Origin of the sequence: uncultured Mobiluncus sp. (genome assembly GCF_963511525.1) — a bacterium.
GTDB lineage: Bacteria > Actinomycetota > Actinomycetes > Actinomycetales > Actinomycetaceae > Mobiluncus.
This window is the reverse complement of the sequence record NZ_CAUPIY010000003.1, coordinates 108410-131235: the sequence shown is the minus strand read 5'-3', so window position 1 is coordinate 131235 and position 22826 is coordinate 108410. Positions and strand designations below refer to the sequence as shown.

26 protein-coding genes are annotated in these 22826 nt (G+C 54.6%); 24 read left to right on the top strand and 2 right to left on the bottom strand.

Annotated elements, in window-relative coordinates; translation table 11 throughout:
- The first annotated feature begins 177 nt into the window (after nt 1–177).
- From tuf to rbsD, 24 genes are all read left to right on the top strand, one after another.
- The gene (tuf, locus tag RQ935_RS03570; protein ID WP_282922111.1) at nt 178–1374 is read left to right on the top strand and encodes an elongation factor Tu; all 1197 of its coding nucleotides are present in this window, start codon (nt 178–180) and stop codon (nt 1372–1374) included.
- A gap of 162 nt (nt 1375–1536) precedes the next feature.
- Nucleotides 1537–3159, top strand: a complete 1623-nt coding sequence (locus RQ935_RS03565) for an aldehyde dehydrogenase (protein ID WP_298635883.1) — start codon at nt 1537–1539, stop codon at nt 3157–3159.
- 90 nt (nt 3160–3249) lie between these two features.
- Complete coding sequence (locus tag RQ935_RS03560) at nt 3250–4875, top strand: aldehyde dehydrogenase family protein (RefSeq protein WP_282922109.1); 1626 nt, start codon at nt 3250–3252, stop codon at nt 4873–4875.
- A gap of 125 nt (nt 4876–5000) precedes the next feature.
- Nucleotides 5001–5987: an ABC transporter substrate-binding protein gene (locus RQ935_RS03555; RefSeq protein WP_311497238.1), complete on the top strand. Its 987-nt coding sequence runs from the start codon at nt 5001–5003 to the stop codon at nt 5985–5987.
- A 186-nt stretch (nt 5988–6173) separates the two neighbouring features.
- The gene (locus RQ935_RS03550; RefSeq protein ID WP_295026546.1) at nt 6174–7163 is read left to right on the top strand and encodes an ABC transporter permease; all 990 of its coding nucleotides are present in this window, start codon (nt 6174–6176) and stop codon (nt 7161–7163) included.
- A 3-nt stretch (nt 7164–7166) separates the two neighbouring features.
- Nucleotides 7167–7958 (top strand): ABC transporter ATP-binding protein, encoded by a 792-nt coding sequence (locus RQ935_RS03545; protein ID WP_311497237.1) that lies wholly within the window; start codon nt 7167–7169, stop codon nt 7956–7958.
- Between the two features lie 368 nt (nt 7959–8326).
- Complete coding sequence (gene rpsJ, locus RQ935_RS03540) at nt 8327–8635, top strand: 30S ribosomal protein S10 (RefSeq protein WP_004008351.1); 309 nt, start codon at nt 8327–8329, stop codon at nt 8633–8635.
- Nucleotides 8636–8646: 11 nt separating this feature from the next.
- On the top strand, nt 8647–9303 hold the full coding sequence (gene rplC, locus RQ935_RS03535) for a 50S ribosomal protein L3 (protein ID WP_282922104.1): 657 nt from the start codon (nt 8647–8649) through the stop codon (nt 9301–9303).
- A 2-nt stretch (nt 9304–9305) separates the two neighbouring features.
- Nucleotides 9306–9950, top strand: coding sequence for a 50S ribosomal protein L4 (rplD, locus tag RQ935_RS03530; RefSeq protein ID WP_311497236.1), 645 nt, complete (start codon nt 9306–9308; stop codon nt 9948–9950).
- Nucleotides 9947–10249: a 50S ribosomal protein L23 gene (rplW, locus tag RQ935_RS03525; protein ID WP_282922102.1), complete on the top strand. Its 303-nt coding sequence runs from the start codon at nt 9947–9949 to the stop codon at nt 10247–10249. The genes rplD and rplW overlap by 4 nt, the downstream gene beginning before the upstream one ends.
- Nucleotides 10250–10261: 12 nt before the next feature.
- The gene (gene rplB, locus RQ935_RS03520) at nt 10262–11098 is read left to right on the top strand and encodes a 50S ribosomal protein L2 (RefSeq protein ID WP_282922101.1); all 837 of its coding nucleotides are present in this window, start codon (nt 10262–10264) and stop codon (nt 11096–11098) included.
- Nucleotides 11099–11113: 15 nt separating this feature from the next.
- Nucleotides 11114–11392 (top strand): 30S ribosomal protein S19, encoded by a 279-nt coding sequence (rpsS, locus tag RQ935_RS03515; RefSeq protein ID WP_282922100.1) that lies wholly within the window; start codon nt 11114–11116, stop codon nt 11390–11392.
- A 19-nt stretch (nt 11393–11411) separates the two neighbouring features.
- Nucleotides 11412–12182 (top strand): 50S ribosomal protein L22, encoded by a 771-nt coding sequence (gene rplV / locus RQ935_RS03510; RefSeq protein WP_311497235.1) that lies wholly within the window; start codon nt 11412–11414, stop codon nt 12180–12182.
- A gap of 3 nt (nt 12183–12185) precedes the next feature.
- Nucleotides 12186–13007 carry a 30S ribosomal protein S3 gene (gene rpsC / locus RQ935_RS03505; RefSeq protein ID WP_282922098.1) on the top strand — a complete coding sequence of 274 codons (822 nt, stop codon included), beginning with the start codon at nt 12186–12188 and terminating at the stop codon, nt 13005–13007.
- A 3-nt stretch (nt 13008–13010) separates the two neighbouring features.
- On the top strand, nt 13011–13427 hold the full coding sequence (gene rplP, locus RQ935_RS03500) for a 50S ribosomal protein L16 (RefSeq protein WP_282922097.1): 417 nt from the start codon (nt 13011–13013) through the stop codon (nt 13425–13427).
- Nucleotides 13424–13666: a 50S ribosomal protein L29 gene (gene rpmC / locus RQ935_RS03495; RefSeq protein WP_004008342.1), complete on the top strand. Its 243-nt coding sequence runs from the start codon at nt 13424–13426 to the stop codon at nt 13664–13666. Before rplP ends, rpmC begins: the two co-directional genes overlap by 4 nt.
- 3 nt (nt 13667–13669) lie before the next feature.
- Nucleotides 13670–13954 carry a 30S ribosomal protein S17 gene (rpsQ, locus tag RQ935_RS03490; RefSeq protein ID WP_004008341.1) on the top strand — a complete coding sequence of 95 codons (285 nt, stop codon included), beginning with the start codon at nt 13670–13672 and terminating at the stop codon, nt 13952–13954.
- Nucleotides 13955–14129: 175 nt separating this feature from the next.
- On the top strand, nt 14130–15275 hold the full coding sequence (locus RQ935_RS03485) for an aminotransferase class I/II-fold pyridoxal phosphate-dependent enzyme (protein ID WP_311497234.1): 1146 nt from the start codon (nt 14130–14132) through the stop codon (nt 15273–15275).
- A gap of 232 nt (nt 15276–15507) precedes the next feature.
- Nucleotides 15508–16494, top strand: a complete 987-nt coding sequence (locus RQ935_RS03480) for a LacI family DNA-binding transcriptional regulator (protein ID WP_308536018.1) — start codon at nt 15508–15510, stop codon at nt 16492–16494.
- A gap of 12 nt (nt 16495–16506) precedes the next feature.
- Entirely contained in the window at nt 16507–18003 is a 1497-nt protein-coding gene (locus RQ935_RS03475) for a sugar ABC transporter ATP-binding protein (RefSeq protein ID WP_311497233.1), read from the top strand.
- Between the two features lie 14 nt (nt 18004–18017).
- Entirely contained in the window at nt 18018–19010 is a 993-nt protein-coding gene (locus RQ935_RS03470) for an ABC transporter permease (RefSeq protein ID WP_308536015.1), read from the top strand.
- A 122-nt stretch (nt 19011–19132) separates the two neighbouring features.
- Nucleotides 19133–20107 carry a D-ribose ABC transporter substrate-binding protein gene (locus RQ935_RS03465; protein ID WP_308536014.1) on the top strand — a complete coding sequence of 325 codons (975 nt, stop codon included), beginning with the start codon at nt 19133–19135 and terminating at the stop codon, nt 20105–20107.
- Nucleotides 20104–21030 carry a ribokinase gene (locus RQ935_RS03460; RefSeq protein WP_311497232.1) on the top strand — a complete coding sequence of 309 codons (927 nt, stop codon included), beginning with the start codon at nt 20104–20106 and terminating at the stop codon, nt 21028–21030. The genes RQ935_RS03465 and RQ935_RS03460 overlap by 4 nt, the downstream gene beginning before the upstream one ends.
- Nucleotides 21027–21416: a D-ribose pyranase gene (gene rbsD, locus RQ935_RS03455; protein WP_308536012.1), complete on the top strand. Its 390-nt coding sequence runs from the start codon at nt 21027–21029 to the stop codon at nt 21414–21416. Before RQ935_RS03460 ends, rbsD begins: the two co-directional genes overlap by 4 nt.
- Nucleotides 21417–21626: 210 nt before the next feature.
- Here the strand turns inward: rbsD and RQ935_RS03450 are convergent, their stop codons facing one another.
- Both RQ935_RS03450 and RQ935_RS03445 read right to left on the bottom strand, forming a co-directional pair.
- On the bottom strand, nt 21627–22073 hold the full coding sequence (locus RQ935_RS03450) for a hypothetical protein (RefSeq protein WP_311497231.1): 447 nt from the start codon (nt 22071–22073) through the stop codon (nt 21627–21629).
- A gap of 214 nt (nt 22074–22287) precedes the next feature.
- Nucleotides 22288–22683, bottom strand: a complete 396-nt coding sequence (locus RQ935_RS03445; protein ID WP_311497313.1) for a carbonic anhydrase — start codon at nt 22681–22683, stop codon at nt 22288–22290.
- Nucleotides 22684–22826 lie beyond the last annotated feature (143 nt).

The following is a 22826-nucleotide window of genomic DNA, read 5'->3' as shown; positions in this document are numbered from 1 at the left end:
GCGTAGCCGGGTGCGTCTCGAAAGCCGCTGGGGACACTCCAGGAAAAACCCGCAAAAATCCGCAAGAAGAAAAATCAAGAAAAACCCAGGTAGGAAAATCCGTAAGATAGTGGTAATCTGACATCTGCTTATTTATTACGGAGCAAAACTACCTAAAGTCCAGGAGGAAAGAAAGAAGTGGCACAAGGCACTTATACTCATGACAAGCCGCACGTTAACGTCGGCACCATTGGTCACGTTGACCACGGCAAGACTACTTTGACTGCAGCTATCACCAAGGTGTTGGCTGACAAGTATCCGGATTTGCCCGCAAACAAGTTCACCCCCTTCGATCAGGTGGATAACGCTCCGGAGGAACGTCAGCGCGGCATCACCATCAACGTTTCTCACGTTGAATACGAAACCCCCAACCGTCACTACGCTCACGTGGACGCCCCTGGCCACGCCGACTACATCAAGAACATGATTACCGGCGCTGCGCAAATGGACGGCGCTATCCTCGTGGTGGCTGCCACTGACGGCCCGATGGCTCAGACCAAGGAGCACATCCTGTTGGCCAAGCAGGTCGGCGTGCCTTCCATCCTGGTCGCTCTGAACAAGTGCGATTCCCCGGATGTGGACGAAGACATGCTGGAAATCGTGGAGGACGAAATCCGTGAAGACCTGGAGAAGCAGGGCTTCGACCGCGACTGCCCGATCATCCACCTTTCCGCTCTGAAGGCTCTGGAAGGCGACGCCGAGTGGACCAAGAAGGTTGAAGAGCTCGTGGAAGCGGTTGACACCTACATTCCTGAGCCTGTTCGTGACCTCGACAAGCCGTTCTTGATGCCTATCGAAGACGTCTTCACCATTACCGGCCGCGGCACCGTGGTGACCGGTCGTGTGGAGCGCGGCAAGCTGCCGTTGAACGCCGAAGTCGAAATCGTGGGCATCCGTCCGACGCAAAAGACCACCGTTACCGGTATCGAAATGTTCCACAAGTCCATGGACGAGGCCTACGCCGGCGAGAACTGTGGTCTGCTGCTGCGCGGCACCAAGCGTGAAGATGTGGAGCGCGGCCAGGTTATCTGCATTCCTGGTTCCGTGACCCCGCACACCAAGTTCGAGGGCAAGGTCTACATCTTGAAGAAGGATGAAGGCGGACGTCACAAGTCCTTCTACGATGGCTACCGCCCGCAGTTCTTCTTCCGCACCACCGACGTTACCGGTGTTATCCACCTGCCCGAAGGCACCGAAATGGTTATGCCTGGCGACACCACTGAAATCAGCGTGGAGCTGATTCAGCCTATCGCTATGGAAGAAGGCCTCGGCTTCGCTATCCGCGAAGGCGGCCGTACCGTTGGTTCCGGCAAGGTGACCAAGATTATCGCGTAATTACCTACGGTCAATTACACAGCGGTGGGCAGGAAACTTCGGTTTCCTGCCCACCTTGCTATAAAGCGACAGAACCCGGCAATGGTCCTCATAGCTTTCCGGCTTGGCTATAATTCAAAAGGCTGTTCGTAACCTACAATTGACGTACAGGGAGGGGTTGCAGTGCATTCCGATGTCTTGGACGACAGATTTTTTGCCATCTTGGCAGAATTTTTGTCCTGGATGCACGGTCCTCGCAAAGACGTGGTCGATGTGGAATCCGGACGGTTGCTGACCCGGGTCGCTACGGCTTCCCCCGAAGACGCCCAGGAATCTTTGATGACGGTGCAGGCAGCACAGGTGGTCTGGACTGAAATGGGGCCCTATGGGCGCGCCAAAGTTTTGGCCCGATTTTCCCAGTTAGTGTGGAAGTACCAAAACGAAATGGTCGCCCTGTCGCAAATGCTCAGCGGCAAATCATTAATTGATGCCCACGAAGAGTTTCTCGATGTTTTGTCCACCGCGAAAAACATCAAATTTTCCAGCCGTAGGCTGGGCAAACACCGAGCTGGTAGGGGAGCGCTACCCGGTTCGCGGTGGCGTGTTTACCAGCGTCCCTTGGGCATAGTGGGAATTTTCACGTCACCTGACTGGCCGCTTTCTTCAATCAACGATGTCCTACAGGCGATTGCGGCGGGCAATGCGGTCGTAAACTTCGTGACCCCCCAGGCGGCCTTGGGCGCTGTACTGATGCACGCCATGTTGGTAGATGCGGGAATGCCGTACGGTTTGTGGAAGATTATTCCGGACACAACTTCAAAAGCGGGGCGCGCCGTCATTCCCGGTCTAGATATGGTCACGGTTTTAGGCTCGGAAAAGTTAGGACGCCGGATTTCGAGAATTTGCCAGGAATACCGGGTTCCGTTCAAGGGTTTCCTGCAGGTGCTTAACGTTGGGGTGATTTGTGAAGATTGCCGTTTTGATCATGCGGTCCGGGCGATGGCCCGTGCTGGTTTCCAACACGCGGGACAAACCGTAAACAGCGCCGAAATCATCTGGGTGCAGGATTCAATTTTTGATTACTTTAAACTCGCCTTGAAAGACTTTGTGTCAGACCAGGTTGCCATTGGTTCTCTGGATTCTGCTGAAACCACCTTGGGTGCTATGCTGACACCGCAGCGGGCGCAAACCATCCAGGAGCTGGTGGACGACGCGGTCCAACGAGGGGCTGAGCTAGTCCTAGGCGGTAACACCGCCCCGGACCTGGGACCGTCCTTCTATGAACCGACCATCCTCGCCAGAGTGCCGCAGGACGCCGCAATCTGTGCAAGTGAGCTTCACGGCCCCCTCATCTATCTGCAACCATTCCAGGACCTCACGGAAGTATCACGCTTCTTGGGCACGTCTCGGCACAGTTACTGTATCTATCTGTTCACTGAATCCGAGTTCATGATGCGCGATTTCATCCAAGCAGCCAACGGCGCAGCGGTAATCATCAACGACTCCTACATGAGTCTGTACTCGACGTGGCAAGCTCCGATTCAGGGTATCAGGAGTACCGGCTCCGGCATCCGTCACGGGTTGGAGTCGATTCTGCAGTATTCCCGCGTTCAATCCGTGGCCAGGCAGGAAGGTCATCCCTGGATTTCAAACGACCTCCAGCCCGGAAACCGGATGGAACGGTGGAGCTTTTTCTCTAGCCGTGCCGCAGTGATTGCCTCGATTCTGTTCACCGATACGGTGATTGCTTATGCGTGGCGCAACCTGCGACATCACATTAAGAATCGGATTCACGGCCCGGTATAGAACCGCTTTCGTTTCGCTGCGTCAGAGTGACAACGGATTCGGACAAACTGGAGAAACGAACCCTTAGATTACAGTCAGGAAGGAGGAGACATGGAATACCCCAAGGGTATCGACGACAAGTTCATGACGTCCTTGCTCATTGCCGGTCGTGGCGAGAGCGGTGCTGATGCTCCGGTTTACAATGTCCAGACTTGGGAATCCTTCGGAACCCTGCATTGCTCCACCTTCTCTGATGGAGAACAATCCGTGCTTCGGGCTCATGCCGTGAGTGAACAGTGGTCACAAGAGAGCATTTACACGCGTTCACGCATTCTGTACCGATTCTTGAGACGAGTTGTGCGTTACTATGAGCCGATTATTGGGCTCGACCAGCTGTTGAGCGGGAAATCCTGGCTGGACGCTTCCTCAGAGTATTTTTACATGATTACCCAGGTACGGGGCATTAAGCGACATTTGAGGTATCTGTGGAAACCGCGCCGGGGTGGGGGCTCGGTACCGCTGTCCACCTATCGGGTTTGGTACCGCCCCATGGGGGTAGTAGGGATGTTCACTTCCGCGGACAATCCAATTTCTATGGTCTGCGATATCTTGAACCCTATTATGGCCGGTAACACGGTGGTCAATTTCGTGACTCCCCAGGCGGCTCTGGGAGCCCTGTTGATGAAAGCGGTGCTGGTGGACGCCGGGATGCCCGCAGACGTGTGGCGCATCGTGGTTTCGGAATCTTCACAGTTCGGGATGCAGTTCATTCCGGCCCTCGACTATGTTTCAGCCATCGGACCGAACCGGATGTGTCAAAAAATCTCGATGGAGTGTGCTCGCCACTCGGTGCCCATTTCTTGCTTTGGAGGGGTTAAAAACATTGCGTTGGTGATGGATGACGCGAAATTGTGGGACGCGGCGAAAGCCTGTGCTCGTTCGGCTTTCCTGAACGCCGGCCAATCCACGAAAGCTGTCGAGATTATTTTTGTGCATGAATCAGTGCGAGAACCGTTTGAACAGATGATGCTCCAATATACCCATGAGCAGATTCGGGTCGGGCGATTCGTGGATCGGCACGCCACTATGGGCTCCATGATGTACCCTGGCCGAGTCAAGAATTGTGAAAAAGTTGTGAAACTGGCTCTTGAGAACGGCGCCCGGGTACTGACGGGGTCCCATCCGCGTCCTGAGATTAGTCCGACTTTTTTTGAGCCGACCATCGTGGCGGATTTGCCTCCTGATTTGGAGCTTCTGGAAACGGAAGTGTACGGACCGGTAGTGGCGCTGCTATCGTTCAAAGACATCGCGAACGTGGTGCGCCTGGTAACGGGGTCACGAGTGATTGATTCTGCCGCCGTCTTTACTCGCGACATCGATTTCGTGCGGACCCTGATTAACAATGCACAGTTTGCCGCAGTCAGCGTCAACGACACGTATTTCTCGATGGATATGTCGTGGAAGGCGCCGATTCAGGGCAAAAGCGAAAGCGGCCAGGGGATTCGTCATGGTCTGGAAGCAATTTTGCAATACACCCAGGTATTTTCGGCCGCGCGTTTGAAGTCCATTTCCTGGGTACCGAAAGACTGGCGTTCCGGAAACTGGACGGAACGCCTGACTTTCTGGTTTATGGGGTTATATTCTTGGCTGTCGCGTAACGTGACCGACACCGTGGTCGCGGATGGGATCAGTAATTTCTTCCGGTGGATACGAGACCGATTTGTCGGCCCGGTGTAACCTTTTGCTTTCCGGTTGGATTCCTTTCACTCACCCTGTAGTTCGATATGTGAGACGAGTTTTTTTCAAAACGTGAATAGCGTTATGGTGAGTTTCAATATTCACCAAAACGAAGGATTTTCCTGATGCGTAGAATAATTGCCTCAATAGTCGTCGGTATGGCCGCTTTGGCGCTGGCGGGTTGTTCCTCTACAGACGCCACCAAGGGAGGTGCTGCCAGCGGAGATGGCAAATACAAAGTCGCTATTGCCCAGTACGCCAGTTTCCCGCCCTTGGACGAGGCAGTAGCCGGATTTAAAGCCGCTTTAAGTGAAGCTGGCCTGGAAGTTTCCTATGACGCTTCCAATGCCCAAGGGGACCAGACCAACGTGAACTCCATCGCCTCAAAGTACGCTGCGGGTGATTACGATTTGGTGTTTGCTATCGCCACCCCTATGGCTCAGTCCATCGCCCAAAACGTGGTCGATACCCCGGTACTGTTCACCGCGGTGACGGATCCGGTGGCAGCGGAGCTGGTGGAATCTAACGAGGCGCCGGGTTACAACGTGACCGGCACTACGGATATGAATCCGGTGGCGAAACAGATTGACCTGGTCAAACAGGTGATTCCCGATGCTCAAAAGGTTGGCATTATCTACTCTTCCGGAGAGGTAAACTCGCAGGTACAAGTCAAATTGGCGAAAGCTGAAGCTAAGAAACAAGGGTTGGAAGTGGTGGAAAAAACCATCACTAACACCGCCGAAGTTCAGCAGGCTGCTCAGACTCTGACCGGAGTCGATGCCATTTTCATTCCTACCGATAACACCGTGGTAGCCGCGTTGGATTCCGTGCTGCAGGTGGCGGAGGAAAAGGGCATCCTTACGGTGGCTGGTGAGTCCAGTTCGGTCGGTAACGGTGCGGCTTTGACGCTGGGTCTGGATTACACAACCTTGGGCCATCAGACCGGAGAAATGGCTGTGAAAATCTTAAAGGGCGAGGCTAAACCCGCAACTATGCCGGTGGAAGCCCAAAAAACTCCGTTACTGGTGATAAACCCGGAGGCCGCCGAGAAGCAGGGACACCCGATTCCCGCTGAGCTTTCGGCTAAAGCCGACAAGGTGGTTTACGAGTAACCGCAGTGTTTAGACAACAGCCCATCCTGCCTAAAAGCGGGGTGGGCTTTTGCGATGTTGGAACCGCGCGTGTTTCCAGGGCCCTATTTTGGCTGGGGTGTCAGGCTCGTGTTTTAATTAGTGGGTGAGCGACCCCGAGAACGTAACCGGGGAACCTTGTGAATACACGTAAGGATTTGAAAAAATATGATTGGTGCGGTGGAGCTGGGCCTCATTTACGGATTGATGGCCTTGGGGGTGTACCTCACATTCAGAATCCTCGATTTCGCCGATTTGACGATTGACTCGAGTTTTACCACCGGAGCGGCAGCTTGCGCGGTAGTTATCCTCGGTGGAGGCAGCCCGTGGCTGGGAACCTTGGCGGGATTCGCGGTGGGACTGATTGCCGGGCTGATTACCGGCTTACTGAACACGGCGGGGAAGATTCACCCGCTGCTGGCAGGGATTTTGACCCAGATTGGTTTGTATTCGGTGAACCTGCGCATCATGGGCAAATCCAACCTGCCGTTTCGGCGTGAAGAATCGCTGTTCACGCCACTGCGGGAGGCAAATCTGGTGGGGACGTGGGTCAGCGTAGCGATTCTGTTGGTGGTCCTGCTGGTAGCCTGCGGGATAGTCGTGTGGTTCCTATCCACCAATCTGGGTTTGGCTTTGCGCGCCACCGGGGATAACGAAGAAATGGCGCGCGCCCAAGGTGTGAACACCGACTTGGCCAAACTAATCGGCTTGGCGCTGTCCAATGGCTTGGTGGCGCTGTCCGGTTCCCTCATTGCCCAGTATCAAGGCTTCGCGGATATTTCTATGGGTATCGGGTTGATTATTGCCGGTTTAGCCTCGGTTATCATTGGCACCGCGGTCATTCCCACCGGACGCATCTGGATGGCAGTGTTGGCCGTGGTGGGCGGCTCTGTCGTGTATCGCGTCATCATTCAAGCTGCCTTGATGATTCCGGGATTCAACCCTAACGACATGAAACTGTTGAGCGCCATCATCGTGGTGGTGTTCCTCATTGCCCCACGGTGGAAAGGCTTTCTTTCGTGGCAAAAGAACCATCCCATTGCGGAGTTCTCCGGGGTGCAGCCCTGGGATACGGCCGACGCTGAAGAGCTTGACTCCGGAGATACCCGCCCGGCGGATAAACATATCACCAAACGGACCCGGCGGAAGGGGCTGTGAACCATGCTAGAACTTTCGCATATTTCCAAGGCGTTTTTCCGTCACACCGTTAACGAAAAAATTGCTCTGCGTGACATCTCCCTGCAGTTGGACGAGGGCGACTTTGTGACCGTCATCGGTTCCAACGGAGCGGGCAAATCGACCTTGCTGAACATCGTCTCGGGACGTTACCGCCCGGACTTGGGACAGATACATATTGACGGCCACGATGTGACGCGCAAACCTGACTACAAAGTGGCGCGTTACGTGGGACGCGTGTTCCAAGACCCGATGGCGGGAACCTGCCCGCACATGACTATTGAAGAGAACTTGGCGATTGCCTGGGCGCGCACGCATGGGCACGGACTGGGACTCGGGGTGACCCGAACCCGCAAAGCGCAGTTCCGTGAAGAGCTCAAGGTTTTGGAACAAGGTTTGGAAAATCGCCTGACCGCCCGCGTGGGTTTGCTCTCCGGTGGGCAGCGTCAAGCGTTGTCCCTGGTGATGGCCGTGTTCACTCAGCCGAAGATTTTGCTGTTGGACGAACACACGGCGGCTTTGGATCCGGCGCGTGCCGAGTTGATCACCCGGTTGACCCAGGAGCTGGTGGCGCGCCACGGACTGACCACCCTGATGGTGACTCACAATATGGAACAGGCTCTGCACCTGGGCAACCGCCTCATCATGATGCATGAGGGCGAAATCATTATGGAACTGAGCGGGAAAGACAAGGAAAACGCGACTGTGGACGACCTGCTGGCCCAGTTCGCCAAGTTCAAGGGTGCGGCGCTATCTGACCGGACCATGCTGTCCTGATTTTTACCCCTTTTTACCCCGAGTCTGCCGCTTAGTTCAGCTGTTTAGGGTATCTCCCGGCGTTGCGGTGTCTCGGCTTAGGTTTGTAATAGCATTTAAAGAGTCGAAAGTGTGCAACATTTTTCGTGAACAGTTATTTGTGGTGGGTTTGAACTGACCGCAGAATTTGCATCAGACAGCGGTTTTAGCGTAGGCTTTATCCTCGGCGCATCTTGAGGCGGGTTCACGCCTCCCAGTGCGCACTTGCCTGGCAAAAGTCAGGTGGAATGGAAATCCAACGGTGCGAGATTTCGCTCGTGTTGCGTTTACAAATGCGACACACCCGAAAGCGTGTACCGGTGAAGAACCAGTTAGAGAGAGGTTAGCCCATGGCGGGACAAAAAATCCGCATTCGGCTGAAGTCTTATGACCATGAGGTCATTGACTCCTCGGCAAAGAAAATTGTCGAGACGGTAACCAGTGCTGGCGCTACCGTAGTCGGACCTGTGCCCCTGCCGACCGAAAAGAACGTTTACGTTGTGATTCGGTCGCCGCACAAATATAAGGACAGCCGGGAGCAATTTGAAGTTCGCACCCACAAGCGTCTGATTGACATTATTGACCCCACGCCTTCCGCAGTTGATTCGCTGATGCGTCTCGAACTGCCGGCAGACGTGAATATTGAGATTAAGCTGTAAGGAGGACCACGATGACTAACGACACCATGGCCTCTGTAAAGGCATTACTGGGGCGCAAGCTCGGCATGACCCAGGTCTGGGATGAAGACGGCAAGTTGATTCCCGTGACGGTGGTCCAGGTCGAAAAGAATGTCGTCACCCAGATTCGTACCAATGAAACCGACGGCTACGATGCTGTCCAGCTGGGCTTCGGCAAGATGGACGAGCGCAAGGTCACCAAGCCGATGGCGGGTCACTTCGCCAAGGCCGGGGTTGAGCCGCGCCGTCACCTCGCGGAAATTCGCACCAACGACGCCAGCTCCTACGAGCTCGGTCAGGAACTGGGCGCGGATGTTTTTGATGCGGGAGTCCTGGTTGACGTTTCCGGAAACACCAAAGGCAAAGGCTTTGCCGGGGTGATGAAGCGTCACGGTTTCCAGGGCGTGTCCTCTTCTCACGGTGCGCACCGCAACCACCGCAAGCCCGGCTCTATCGGCGCTTGCGCCACCCCCGGCCGCGTGTTCAAAGGCTTGAACATGGCCGGTCGCATGGGCGGTAACCGTCGCACCATCATGAACTTGAAGGTTCAGGCTGTGGACGCGGAAAAGGGTCTGGTCGTTTTGACCGGCGCGATTCCCGGCCCCAAAGGCGGCATCGTCATGATCCGCTCTGCAGTGAAGGGAGCCTAACAATGACTGAAAACCGCAGCGTAGACATTTTTGATGGCGTCGGCAAGAAAACCGGCACCGTAGAGCTGCCCGGAGAGGTTTTCGACCTCGACTTTAACAACCCCTTGGTACACCAGGTCGTAAACGCCCAGTTGGCGGCCGCTCGTCAGGGGACCCACGCCACTAAGACTCGTGGTGACGTTGCCGGCGGCGGCAAGAAGCCGTGGCGTCAAAAGGGTACCGGCCGGGCTCGTCAGGGCTCTATTCGCGCCCCGCAGTTCGCTGGCGGCGGCATCGTACACGGTCCGCAGCCTCGTGACTACTCCCAGAACACCCCGAAAAAGATGAAGACCGCCGCTTTGCGCCAGGCTTTGTCTGATCGGGCGCGCGCTGGGCGTATCCACGTGTTGAGCGACTTCGGTGTCAAGGAAGCCCCGTCCACCAAGGCCGCGAAAGCAGCTTTGCAGGGTGTTGTCGACGATCGTCGCGCCCTGATTGTGTTGACCCCGGAAGTTGATGACGTCGTGGCGTTGAGCGTGAATAACCTCAGCGAGCACCACGCTCTGTTCGTCGGCGAGCTGAACACCTACGATGTGTTGGCTAACGACGATGTGGTGTTCTCGGCAACGGCGTTGGACTCCTTCCTTGGGAAAGGAGAAGACAAGTGAGCCTGGAAAAGACTAAGAACCCGCACGACGTGATTATTAAGCCCGTCGTCAGCGAAAAAGCCTACAACTTGATTGACCACGGTCAGTACACCTTCGTGGTGGCACCCGACGCAAACAAAGTTGAAATCAAGTCGGCTATCGAAGAAATCTTTAAGGTAAAGGTTGCTTCCGTCAATACCCAGAACCGTGAGGGCAAGCGCGTGCGCACCCGTACTGGCTGGGGCAAGCGTAACGACACCAAGCGCGCCATCGTCACCCTCAAAGAGGGCTCGATTGACGTCTTTGGGATGCAGGCCTAAGGGGGATAACTCATGGGAATTCGTAAGTACAAGCCAACAACTCCGGGCCGTCGTGGTTCTTCCGTGTCTGATTTCGCGGAAATTACGCGTGATCACCCGGAAAAGTCCCTGGTTCGTCCGCTGCACAAGACCGGTGGGCGCAACAACAAAGGTCGGATTACCTCTCGTCGTCGCGGTGGCGGCCACAAGCGCCAGTACCGCCTGATTGACTTCCGTCGTCACGACAAGGATGGTATCCCCGCCAAGGTAGCCCATATTGAATACGATCCGAACCGTTCGGCGCGCATTGCTTTGCTGCACTACGCCGATGGCGAAAAGCGCTACATCTTGGCTCCGTCCAAGCTGAAGCAGGGCGATTCCATCGAACAGGGCCCCACTGCGGATATCAAGCCCGGCAACAACTTGCCGCTGAAGAACATTCCGCTGGGTACCACGATTCACGCTGTAGAGATGCGTCCGGGCGGCGGGGCCAAGATTGCCCGCTCCGCTGGCGTTTCTGTCCAGCTGGTCGCCAAAGAGGGGCGTTTTGCTCAGCTGCGGATGCCGTCTGGCGAAATCCGCAACGTGGATGCTCGTTGCCGCGCCACCATTGGTGAAGTCGGTAACTCCGATCATGCCAACATCGACTTGGGCAAGGCCGGTCGCTCCCGTTGGTTGGGACGCCGTCCGAAGGTCCGTGGTGTGGTTATGAACCCGGTTGACCACCCGCACGGTGGTGGCGAAGGCCGCACTTCTGGTGGCCGTCACCCGGTGAGCCCCTGGGGCAAGCCCGAGGGTCGTACTCGTAGCAAGAAGAAGGCGTCGAATCAGTACATTGTCCGTCGCCGTAAGACTGGCAAGAATCGCTGATAGGGGAGTTTGTTTATGCCACGCAGTTTGAAGAAAGGCCCCTTTGTTGATGCTCACCTGCAAAAGAAGGTGGACGCACAAAACGAGGCCAACACAAAGAACGTCATTAAGACCTGGTCGCGCCGTTCGATGATTACCCCGGATTTCCTGGGTCACACCATCGCGGTGCACGACGGTCGCAAGCACGTGCCGGTGTTTATCACCGAATCCATGGTCGGTCACAAGTTGGGTGAATTTGCTCCGACTCGTACTTTCCGTGGTCACGACAAGGAAGACAAGAAAGGTCGCCGCTAAAGCGGGGGAGGGATAGAACATGAAAGCTACTGCTCATACCCGCTATGTGCGCGTGACTCCGCAAAAGGCTCGCCGCATCATGAATGAGGTGCGCGGAATGGAAGCGAACAAGGCGCTTGACGTGCTGAAGTTTGCTCCGCAAAAGCCGGCCTTGCCAATCCGCAAGACTCTGGTTTCCGCCTTGGCTAACGCTGAACAGGCTGCTCGCAACGCCGGTACGTCTTTTGATTCCGATGAGATGTACGTCATCGAGGCCTACGTCAATGACGGACCCACGATGAAGCGTTTCCGGGCTCGGGCACAAGGGCGCGGGGCGCGTATCTTGAAGCGTACTTCTCACCTGACCATTGTGGTGGGAGACGCGGAAGACAAGAAGGAACTTGCCGCTCCGTACTTGCCGTCCCAGCGCCGTCCGGAAGCTGATCGGATTTCGGCTTCCGCCGCAAAGAAGGCTGCTGCGGCCGCTGTCACAAAAAAGGCAGCTAAGCCGGTAGAAGCCAAGGAAGAGTCGGCTGCGAAGTCCACGACCACGGCCAAGAAGGCTCCTGCCAAGAAGCCAGCCACGGCTAAGTCCACGACAACCAAGGCTGCGGCCACCAAGGCGAGCACGACTAAGTCCACGGCTGCAAAGTCCAAGACCACCAAGTCGACCACGACGAAGTCCACTGCGACCAAGACAACGGCCGCAAAGTCTACGACCTCGAAGTCGTCCACGACCAAGTCCACGGCTACGAAGAGCACGGCGGCAAAAAAGCCCGCCGCGAAAAGCACTGAGAAGGGAGCGGAGTAAATAATGGGTCAGAAAGTACATCCCACTGGTTTCCGTCTGGGCGTAACCGCGGAACACCGTTCCCGCTGGTTTGCTGACTCTACGAAGTCCGGTCAGCGTTACCGCGACTTCGTGAAGGAAGACGTCGAGATTCGTCGTCTCATGCAGGACAAGCTGGAACGCGCCGGTATTTCTAAGGTCGAAATCGAACGGACCCGCGATCGTGTGTCTGTTGACCTGTACACGGCTCGTCCCGGTATCGTCATCGGACGCCGCGGCGCGGAAGCGGATCGCCTGCGTGCCCAGCTGGAAAAGCTGACGGGCAAACAGGTACAGTTGAACATTCGCGAGGTTAAGAACCCCGATTTGGATGCGCAGCTGGTCGCTCAGTCCATTGCTGAACAGCTCAGCGCCCGTGTGTCTTTCCGCCGCGCTATGCGTAAGGGAATGCAGTCTGCGCAGCGTGCGGGTGCCAAAGGTATCCGCGTGCAGTGCTCCGGTCGTTTGGGCGGTGCTGAAATGTCCCGCTCTGAGTTCTACCGGGAAGGCCGCGTGCCGTTGCATACCTTGCGTGCCAACATCGACTACGGCTTCTACGAAGCACGGACCACTTTTGGTCGTATCGGTGTGAAGGTCTGGATTTACAAGGGTGACATGACCGAACGGGATTGGAACCGGATGCAGGCTGAACAGGCCGGCCGCACGGGTCGCCGCAACGACCGTCACGCGGGGACCCGCCGTCCTCGTGCCGACCGTCCTGCTGACAACGCGGCCAACGAAAACGTAAACGAAACCCCCGAAGCCGCGACCGTCGCCGCCGGGGCAACCACAGAAACGGAGGCATAAGCAATGCTGATTCCTCGTCGTACTAAGTGGCGTCGCCAGCACCGTCCGGGCCGGCGTGGCTACGCTAAGGGCGGCACCGAAATCGCTTTCGGCGATTACGGTATCCAAGCCCTGGAGGGCGCTTACCTGACTAACCGTCAGATTGAAGCGGCTCGTATTGCCGTGACTCGTCACGTCAAGCGTGGTGGCAAGATCTGGATTAACATCTTCCCGGATCGTCCGCTGACCAAGAAGCCCGCGGAAACTCGTATGGGTTCTGGTAAAGGTTCCCCCGAATGGTGGGTGGCTCCGGTCAAGCCCGGCCGTGTGCTGTTTGAAATCGCTGGTGTCAGCGAAGAACTGGCCCGCGAAGCTCTGTCTCGCGCCCAGCACAAATTGCCCATCAAGACCCGTTTTATTTCCCGAGAGGGTGGTGAATGAACATGATAGGTTCCAAAGGACTGGCTCCTAACGATTTGGATGCCATGGACAACGAGCAGCTCGCGATGAAGCTGAAGGACGCGAAGCAGGAGCTTTTCAACCTGCGTTTCGCCCAAGCTACCGGTCAGCTCGAAGACCACGGCCGCATTAAGGCGGTTCGCCGCGATGTCGCCCGTATCTACACCATTTACCGTGAGCGGGAACTCGGCATTCGTACCGAGCCCAGCGTTAAGGAGTAATCAATGGCAGACGAAACAATGACTACCGAAACGACCGAACGCAATCACCGTAAGGTGCGCCGCGGCTACGTGGTGTCTGATCGCATGGAAAAAACCATCGTGGTTCAGCTCGAAGACCGCGTGAAGCACCCGCTTTACGGCAAGGTCATGCGCAAAACCAAGAAGGTTACGGTTCATGATGAGCAAAACCTCGCCGGTATCGGCGACTTGGTCGTCATCATGGAAACGCGCCCGCTGTCCAAGACTAAGCACTGGCGCCTGGTGGAGATTGCCGAAAAGGCCAAGTAATTCTCCACAACTGAAACTCGGTTGAGGTCTCTTAGACCTTTCAATCTGGATAAAGGACGCGGCCCGGATACATTATGTGTCTGGGCTGCGTCCTTATTTCAGCACCGCTGGGACCGACTGTTGAAAGCGCGGCGCTTGACCTCATTTTGGCGCTCATTTCCCCTAGAATATAGGGGTGATAGCGTTACCGTCTTTGTCTGACTTGAAAAAATCTCGCTCCCTGAAGTGGAGTATCCACCCCGGAGCCCTGGGTATGTGGGTCGCGGAAATGGACTTTGGGATTGCGCCTGCCGTGAGGGATACCCTGCAGTCCGCCCTCGACGACACCATCACCGGCTACCCTCCCGTAGGTCTATCCCAACATGTTGGCCAGGCAATGCGAGAATTTTATGCGGCTGAATTCGGCTGGCAAATCGAGCCTGATGCGGTTGGCGTGGCCTCCGATGTACTGTCGGTGCTGCAGGCTGTGATGAGTATTCTTCCCCCGCAGGCTCCGGTGGTGGTGCCGACACCTGCCTATATGCCATTTTTGACGATGCCCCAAGACCAGGGACACGAAGTCGTGCAGGTCGTGTCCAACTATGATGCGCAAACTGGCCAGTATCAGCTGAACTTGGAGGGGATTTCGCAGGTTTTCCGCTCGGCGCAGGCAGGGGGGCTGCTGGTGCTGTGCAACCCCTGGAACCCTGTAGGTAAGTGCGTGAGTCCCGCTGAGATGTCTGGATTGTGCGCTATTTTGGCAGATCACCCAGACGTCTTAGTGTTCTCGGATGAGATTCACTCCCCGCTGGTCTTGGACGGACAGTTCCACCCCTTTGCTCAATTTTCGGCGTTGGCAGCTTCCCGGACCGTGACTGCGTCAGCTGCTTCAAAAGGGTGGAACATCCCCGGTCTGCACTGTGCACAGTGGATCATTCCCGACGAATCGCTGCGGCAACGTTTGCGCACCCCGCTGCAAGTTTTTGCCTCCGGGGCGACCCCGTGGGGGATGCTGGCATCCATCAGTGCTTTCCGCGATAGCCGCGAATGGTTGGGGGAAGTCAAAGCGCAGATTGTCGAGAATCGGGAAACCGTCCGTGGCTGGTTGGCCCATCACGGTGAGCACTTCCGGGTGTTCCTGCCCGAGGCGACCTATTTGTCATGGTGGGAAACTGATGGAATCCTCGGAGATTGCCCAGCCCAGACCCTGCGGGATCGCGGCCTAATCGTCAACGACGGCGCGGACTTGGGCAAGGGCTTTGAAAACTCTTTCCGTTTGAACCTGGCGACCACCCCCGAAGTGCTGCACGCGGCTTTGCGGGTTATAGAAGCGGGTATATAGGTTTGCCAAACGGATTGCTGATGCCCATTCTTGGTCAACAGGAGATTTAGAGGGTATTACCGAAGCGTTCTTCCTGGTCTAACCCCAGAATTTTCCCTGCCAAACTTCTCTGAACAGGGAGTTTCTTCAGGAAAAAATTTTCCTATTGGTTTTTCTTGACACAGCTCTCTATGTGTGGCAACATTGTGTAAACGATTACATGTAATCGTTTACACAATGGAGTGGAGAGTCAATGCGCGCTAACGTGACCATTAAAGACGTAGCCGAGGAATCCGGGGTTTCGGTGGCTACCGTTTCGCGCGTACTTTCGGGAAAATCGGCTTCTGAAAAGGCTAAAAGGCAAGTTTACGCGGCGATTAAAAAGCTCCACTACACTCCGAATGGACTGGCTCGTTCGCTGCGTTCCAAACAAAATCGGGTCGTGGCAGTTCTTGTTTCAGACGTACGTAACCCGTACTTTGGTCTCCTTGCCCACGGACTGCAAACTAGCCTGGCAGAAGCAGGATATGCCATGATTATCGGCAACGCCTCAGAGAACTTTGAGCAACAGGAGCAATTCCTATATCAAGCTTTGGAACATCGAGTTGACGGGATGATTCTGGTTATTCAAAGCCGCCATTCCTCAGCTCTAAAACAGGTGCAACGAGCGGGAGTTCCTGTTGTGTTCGTTGATCGCACGATGGAAGGTTACGAGGTACCTACAGTAGATTCAGATGCGTACCCAGGAATTCGCGATGCGCTGATTCACCTGCAGGGATTGGGACACAAACGCATTGGGATGGTGTTGGGTCCAGAACATACTTCAACTGCGCAACAGCGTCTTCGGGTCTTCCTAGAGATTGGTGCTGAACTGGGGCTGGAAACCGTGGTGAATCCGAAATCAGACGGTGAACAGCACTCAGTTGCGTTGATGCAAGAGCTGTTGGAAGCCAATGTCAGCGCGGCCATCATCGCTTACACGCCGCGACTGTGGCCGATTCTCAGCTACCTCGGCAAACAGGGAATCCACGTGCCACAGGAGTTATCGATTATCGGTTATGACGACCTGCCAATTATGGAACACCTCAATCCACCGTTGACCACGATTAACCAGGATATTGAAGAAATGAGTTCTCTGGCTGTTCAGGAGTTGCAAAAACTAATTGCAGGGGAAGAAGCGCAAAGCCTTCACTTGCCAACTTCCCTCATACTCCGCAAATCCACAGCGCGGGCAAAGTAAGGAGCAGCGCAGATGACAACGTTGGAACTAAAGCATATCTATAAATCTTTTGGACCAGTAGAGGTGTTAAAAGACATTTCTCTGCGCGTAGAACCAGGGAAAGTGCATGTCTTGCTGGGAGAAAACGGTGCTGGTAAATCCACCCTCATCAAAATTATTGCCGGAATATACAGTGCAGATAAGGGTGAACTGTTCCTGGATGGGAAACCAGTGACAATAGCGAACGTTAAGGACGCGGAGTCATACGGAATTTCGGTAATTCACCAAGAACTCAACCTCGTCCCCAAGATGAGCGTGGCAGAGAACCTTTTGCTGGGCAGACTCCCAACCAAGGCCGGAATGTTAGATAAACGTGAACTTTATCGCCGGGCACAAGAGGCTTTGGATTTGGTAGGCATGAAACTCAATCTCAAACAGCCCGTGGGCGAATTGGGGATAGCAGGTCAGCAGTTGGTCGAAATCGCCAAGGCTCTATCCGTAAAGTCCAAAATACTGATACTTGATGAGCCCACAGCAGCTTTGACGACAAAAGAGATAAAGGTCTTATTTGAGCTGATGCGCTCACTAAAGGCACAAGGGGTGGGGATGATTTTTATCTCTCACCACCTGAACGAACTAGCAGAAATCGGGGACACTGTTTCGGTGCTACGGGATGGAAACCTCGTGGCGCAGGTAGACGCGAAGACTCCGGAACCTGAGCTGGTGCGTCTCATGGTGGGACGATCTATTGATGAACAGTTCCCCTCCCGCCAGGTTAAAGCCGGAAAGATACTGCTGGAGGTGAAAAACCTAAGTTCAGCAGGGAATTTCTCTGATGTTAGTTTCAATGTTCGTGCTGGAGAGGTATTGGGAATCGCCGGCTTGGTTGGTGCAGGAAGAACCGAGGTCTTGAGAGCCATCGCGGGAGCCGACACATTTGACTCTGGAGTGATTCAAATTCAGGGAAAGGAAGTTCCAAACTCCCAGATTGCTAAAAAGATTTCTTTGGGTCTGGGCATGGTTCCGGAAGACCGCAAAGCTCAGGGCTTGGTTTTGGGTGCAACGGCTGGCGAAAACCTCGGCTATGCAAAACTCATGCCCAGTGCTCGTTTCGGGATAGCCCAACGAAGAATGTTGCGTAAACAAGCTGAAGGAGTGTCCCAGCGGATGCGAGTCCGTATGGAGAGCATTGATCAGAAAGTCAAAGAGCTTTCGGGAGGAAACCAACAAAAGCTAGTGTTTGGACGGTGGGTGTTGGCCGGATCGAAGGTGTTACTTCTCGATGAGCCGACTCGCGGGGTCGACGTAGGTGCAAAAGTCGAAATCTATGAACTTATCAATCAAATCGTGTCCGATGGTGGCGCGGTGGTGATGGTTTCCAGTGAATTGCCTGAGGTACTAGGTATGTCAGACCGGATTCTGGTGATGTCGGAAGGTCGAGTTGCCGGGGAACTTCCGGGTAGAGGAACCACTCAAGACGAAATCATGACACTGGCGGTTTCCAATGTCGCAGAGTTGTCACAAATTTAGAAAAGAAGGCCAATATGCAAACAGTAACGAAACCAAGCGCTCAGCGTGAATTGAAGCCGTCTAACGGGCTGGTCAATGTCAAAACCTTCCTTGCCAACAATGGAGCTCTGGTCGGTTTGGTAATCTTGGCTATCGTTTTGAGCCTAGCGTCACCGGTGTTCCTTTCGGTGAACAACTTCACCCAAATTGGTGTGCAAACAGCGGTCACCGCAATTCTTGCGTTTGGAATGACTTTCGTCATCGTGGCAGCTGGCATTGACCTGTCCGTTGGCTCCATGCTGGCCCTGTCAGCCATGGTGGGTGCTTACGCCTTTACCGTTATGGGTATCCCCAGCTGGCTAGCTTTGCTAGTTGGATTGCTGGCTGGAATCATGTGCGGGGCAGTAAACGGAATTAGCAATGCGTATTTTCGTTTGCCGTCTTTCATTGCTACCCTGGCGATGCTCTCCATCGCTCGTGGGCTCACCCTGGTGATTTCCCAAGGAAAACCGATTCCCACCTCACCTGCGGTAAACATGTTAGGGGGGAGTATAGGTCCGATTCCTGTACCGATTATCGTATTTGCTCTCTCGGGTGTTGTGGCGGCTGTAATCCTCAACCGAACCGCAATGGGGCGTGCCATGTATGCCGTCGGTGGCAATATCGAGGCAGCTAGGCTTTCGGGTATCCCCGTGAAAAAGGTGCAGGTGACCGTGTTTGCGTTGTGCGGACTATATGCGGGTGTGGCTGGAATGGTTATGGCTGGTCGACTCAATTCCGCTGGCGCACAAGCCGGTGTGGGATACGAGCTCGATGCGATTGCGGCGGTCGTGATTGGGGGTGCATCTCTGGCCGGCGGTTCAGGTAAAGTTTCCGGAACTCTGGTTGGGGCTCTTCTGCTGGCGGTGATTCGTAACGGACTCAACATCATGAATGTTCCTTCCTTCTGGCAACAGGTGGTTATAGGTCTGGTCATCGCCGTCGCAGTGGGTATTGATGCCCTGAAGAACAAGGAATCTGCACACTAAACCATAAGGAGCGGGCTTGCCCTGGAAAAAAAGAACCCTTCCTTGTGGGTTCAAAAATTGCAATAAATAAACAACATGTTTCGAGGGACCCCCCGGAACAAAACACCCAGAAAGGGAAACACATGATGAAAAAATTTCACAAGTTATTTGCATCTGGAGCGATTCTGTCTCTAGGGATTCTAGGACTGAGCGCTTGCGGCGGCACCGATGCCGCCAATGATGGAGCCTCCTCAGGGGAGAACGGCAATGCCTCAGGTGGGAAAAACCTCGTATTGTTAGTTTCCACTCTGAGCAATCCATTCTTTGTGGATCTGAGCGACGGTGCCAAGGCCGAAGCGGAATCAAAGGGGTACACACTGGAGATTTCTGATGCTCAGGATGACTCGGCCACCCAGGCTAACCAGGCTCAGAACGCCATCAGTAAGGGCGTGAGTGCGGTAATTATTAACCCGGTGGATTCCGACGCGGCGGGACCTTCTGTTGAAGCGCTGAATGGTGCAAAGATTCCCGTTATTGCAGTTGATCGCGGTGTCACTACCGGCAAGCTGGATTCTTTTGTGTCCTCAGATAACGTCCTTGGCGGCAAACTTGCTGCGGAGCAGATTGCCAAGGCCATCGGCGAGAAAGGAGACGTCATTGTGCTCCAAGGGGTGCCAGGTGCCTCCGCGACTCGTGACCGTGGTCAAGGCTTCGAGGAAGGCATCAAGGCCTTCCCGAATATCAAGGTAGTTGCTTCCCAAACCGCTAACTTTGACCGTGCTGAGGGATTGGACGTGGCATCAAATCTGCTGCAGGCTAATCCTAATGTGAAGGCTATATTTGCACATAACGATGAGATGGCACTGGGTGCTTTGAAAGCGTTAGCGGAAAAGGCGGGTAAAGACGTATTCGTCTTTGGCTTTGATGGCACGAATGATGGCTTGCAGGCTGTGCAGGATGGAACCATGCTTGGAACGATCGCTCAGCAACCCAAAGAACTCGGTAAAATTGCCGTAGATCAAGCTATTAAGTTCTTGGAAACCGGCAAGGCTGATGCCAATGTTCCGGTGGAAGTTAAGACTGTCACCAAAGACAACGTTGCGGAGTACATCAAGTGACAATAGCTGTTTTCGGGTCTCTGAATGCTGACCTGAATTTGACAGTGGCTCGCCATCCCCAGCCGGGAGAGACCCTTTTGGGTGGGGGTGGCGGAGTCAGTGCCGGAGGTAAGGGAGCGAACCAAGCTCTAGCTGCCGCCCTGACCGGGCACCACGTGATGATGGTAGGACAGGTTGGTAATGATTCCAATGCACAGGTTGTGGTGGAATCTCTGCAAAGAGCGGGTGTGGACTTGAGCTTTGTGCGTCAAGTTGACATTCCCACCGGTCTGGCGGTTGTAACCGTCGAACAGCAAGGTGAAAACTTCATTATTGTGGTTCCCGGGGCCAACGGTGCCATGAATAGCGGTGGAATCGAGTGGATTAATCCGGCATTGCACCAGGCTGACGTTCTGGTGATGCAGGCAGAAATTCCGCAAGACTGCATTCTGGAGGCTGCAAAACGATTTGTGGATTCCGGCAAGCGGGTTGTGTTGAATCTCGCACCGGCGATAGCTGTTAACCCGTGGTTGCTTTTGCACAGTAATCCTTTGGTAGTAAACGAGTACGAGTCACGTTTGGCGGCGAGCTGCCTGGGATTGAATCTCAGTAATGCTGAGGATGCTGACGTCGCGAAAGCATTGCTGGAAGTCGGAGTGCCCTCCGTGGTTCTGACTCTCGGTTCACAAGGATCGCTGTTGGGAGAACGCACGTCGAAAGATGACATTATTGTTTCGCATATCGACGCAATTCCTGTTCAAGCTGTTGACGCGGTAGGGGCGGGTGACGCGTTTACCGGAGTGCTCGCAGCTAAATTAGCTGAGGGTCAGTCCCTCCACGACAGTGCATTAGCGGCAACGCGATTTGCTTCCGAAACGGTAAAATATCCTGGTGCGCAATCCTCGTATTGGCAGGCTGTCGCAGCTTTGAAAGGAAACAGATGAAGAAACAGGGCATTTTGAATCGCAGTCTTCTGGCTCAGATTGCGTGTTTAGGCCACACAGACACCTTCGTGTTGGCGGACTGTGGCCTGCCGATTCCTCGGCATATTCCTGTAGTGGATTTGAGCGTGGTGTTCGGTTTGCCTCGCTTCCAACCGGTGCTTCAGGCTCTGTTGTCAGAAGTTGAAATAGAAGCGTGCTGTTATGCTTCTGAGGCCATCGGCACCGAGGTGGAATCTTGGTTTGCGGAGATTCCTGGGACTCATGACACAATTTCCCATGAAGAGCTCAAGCGCCAGGTAGCGCAAGCAGCTTTTGTAGTCAGAACTGGGGAGGATACTCCGTGGGCGAATGTGATTTTGCGTTGCGGTGTGCCTTTCGGAAAATGAGCAATAAATAGATGTTTGCCCGGGCTTACAGCCCGGGCAAACATCTATTTTATGTTCTGTCGCCCCGTGAAGAATCCAATGTCTTTTCAACACAGACAAGACTTCGTAGGGGAGCCAGAAAGACGATGACTTGGGGCGTTATAAAAACCATGATGGGCCTCACCCACAGGTAAGACCCATCAAGAGACTTGTGAAGGAATCGAGACCGATTTAGATGGCACTCAGAACGGGCAAAAGTCCCGCGCTCGTGTCGCTAGCCATTCCCAGAATCGCCAGTCCTCCCACAACCGTCATGATGATGCTGATACCGATACCAATGAGTCCCAAAATCGTGAGAACCATAGCGACTATGGTCCAAGTCTTTAGTTTCGAGGTGGGTTCCATGTTCTGGGCCACCATCTCATTTTTCGCCTTGCTGCCCATATACCAGGCGATAGGTGAGCAAGGCCAAAAGAAGATGCCGATAATAGCCAGTGCCATCACGGTCTGTTCCTGGGGATGCTCATAAGGGCGGGCGAACTGTCCGGGCATGGGTTGTCCCATCGGTTGCCCGGGCATGGGCTGGCCAGGCATGGGCTGGCCAGGCATGGGCTGGCCGGGTTGCGATCCGGGGACTTGACCGGGATTGCTCTGCTGGGGTTGATAAGGGTTGGACATAATTCCTCCTAAAGAATAAACAGCAACACCTGAGTCAAATTTATCAGGAAAATTCCTCGTTTTGCTACCCTTCAATAACAGCGGGCTTCAGGAAATTTTGAGCAGCGCAAACCCTGAACAGTATCAGAGAACCTGGGATGCAGAAATGGCATCGGACTGCTGGGCTTGGATGCCAGGCAGTCTATCAAGTTGCAGCAGCTAAACGAGCTGGAATTTAACACACTTGGGTGACCTGTCCGGTCTCTACGTCATACATAAACCCGCCAACTTCCGCAAAGCCTTTAATCAGGGTATGGTTGCGCAGAGTCTTCACGTCATCACGCAAATGTTGGTCTTGGTTCGGGTCTGCGCCAAAAACCAGATCTCCAACGGGCTGTCCAGCATGTTTGGCAATAATGGCCCGAAGTCCCGCTTCGTCGGCGGAAGCCATGGTGCAATTGGTGTGTTCCAGCACCATAATTCGGTCCACGTTAAGTTTGTGAACCGCTGAGATGGCACCCGCCAACGTGCTAGGCTTCAGGAATCCGCCAGGAGTGCGCAAAACCTTGGCTTGACCAACATTCAGCCCAAAGATTTTGAGAGGATCAAGACGGGAATCCATACAAGTCACAATCAGCAACCCATGCGCAGGAGCGCTGGGAAGTCCACGGTAGGGGAAATTTTTTGCGTATCGAGCATTACCTTCTAATAAATCATCAAACACAATCTCAGCTTAGCGGTTTTCTTAGTTGGGCGAATTGCGGTTTGGCTGCG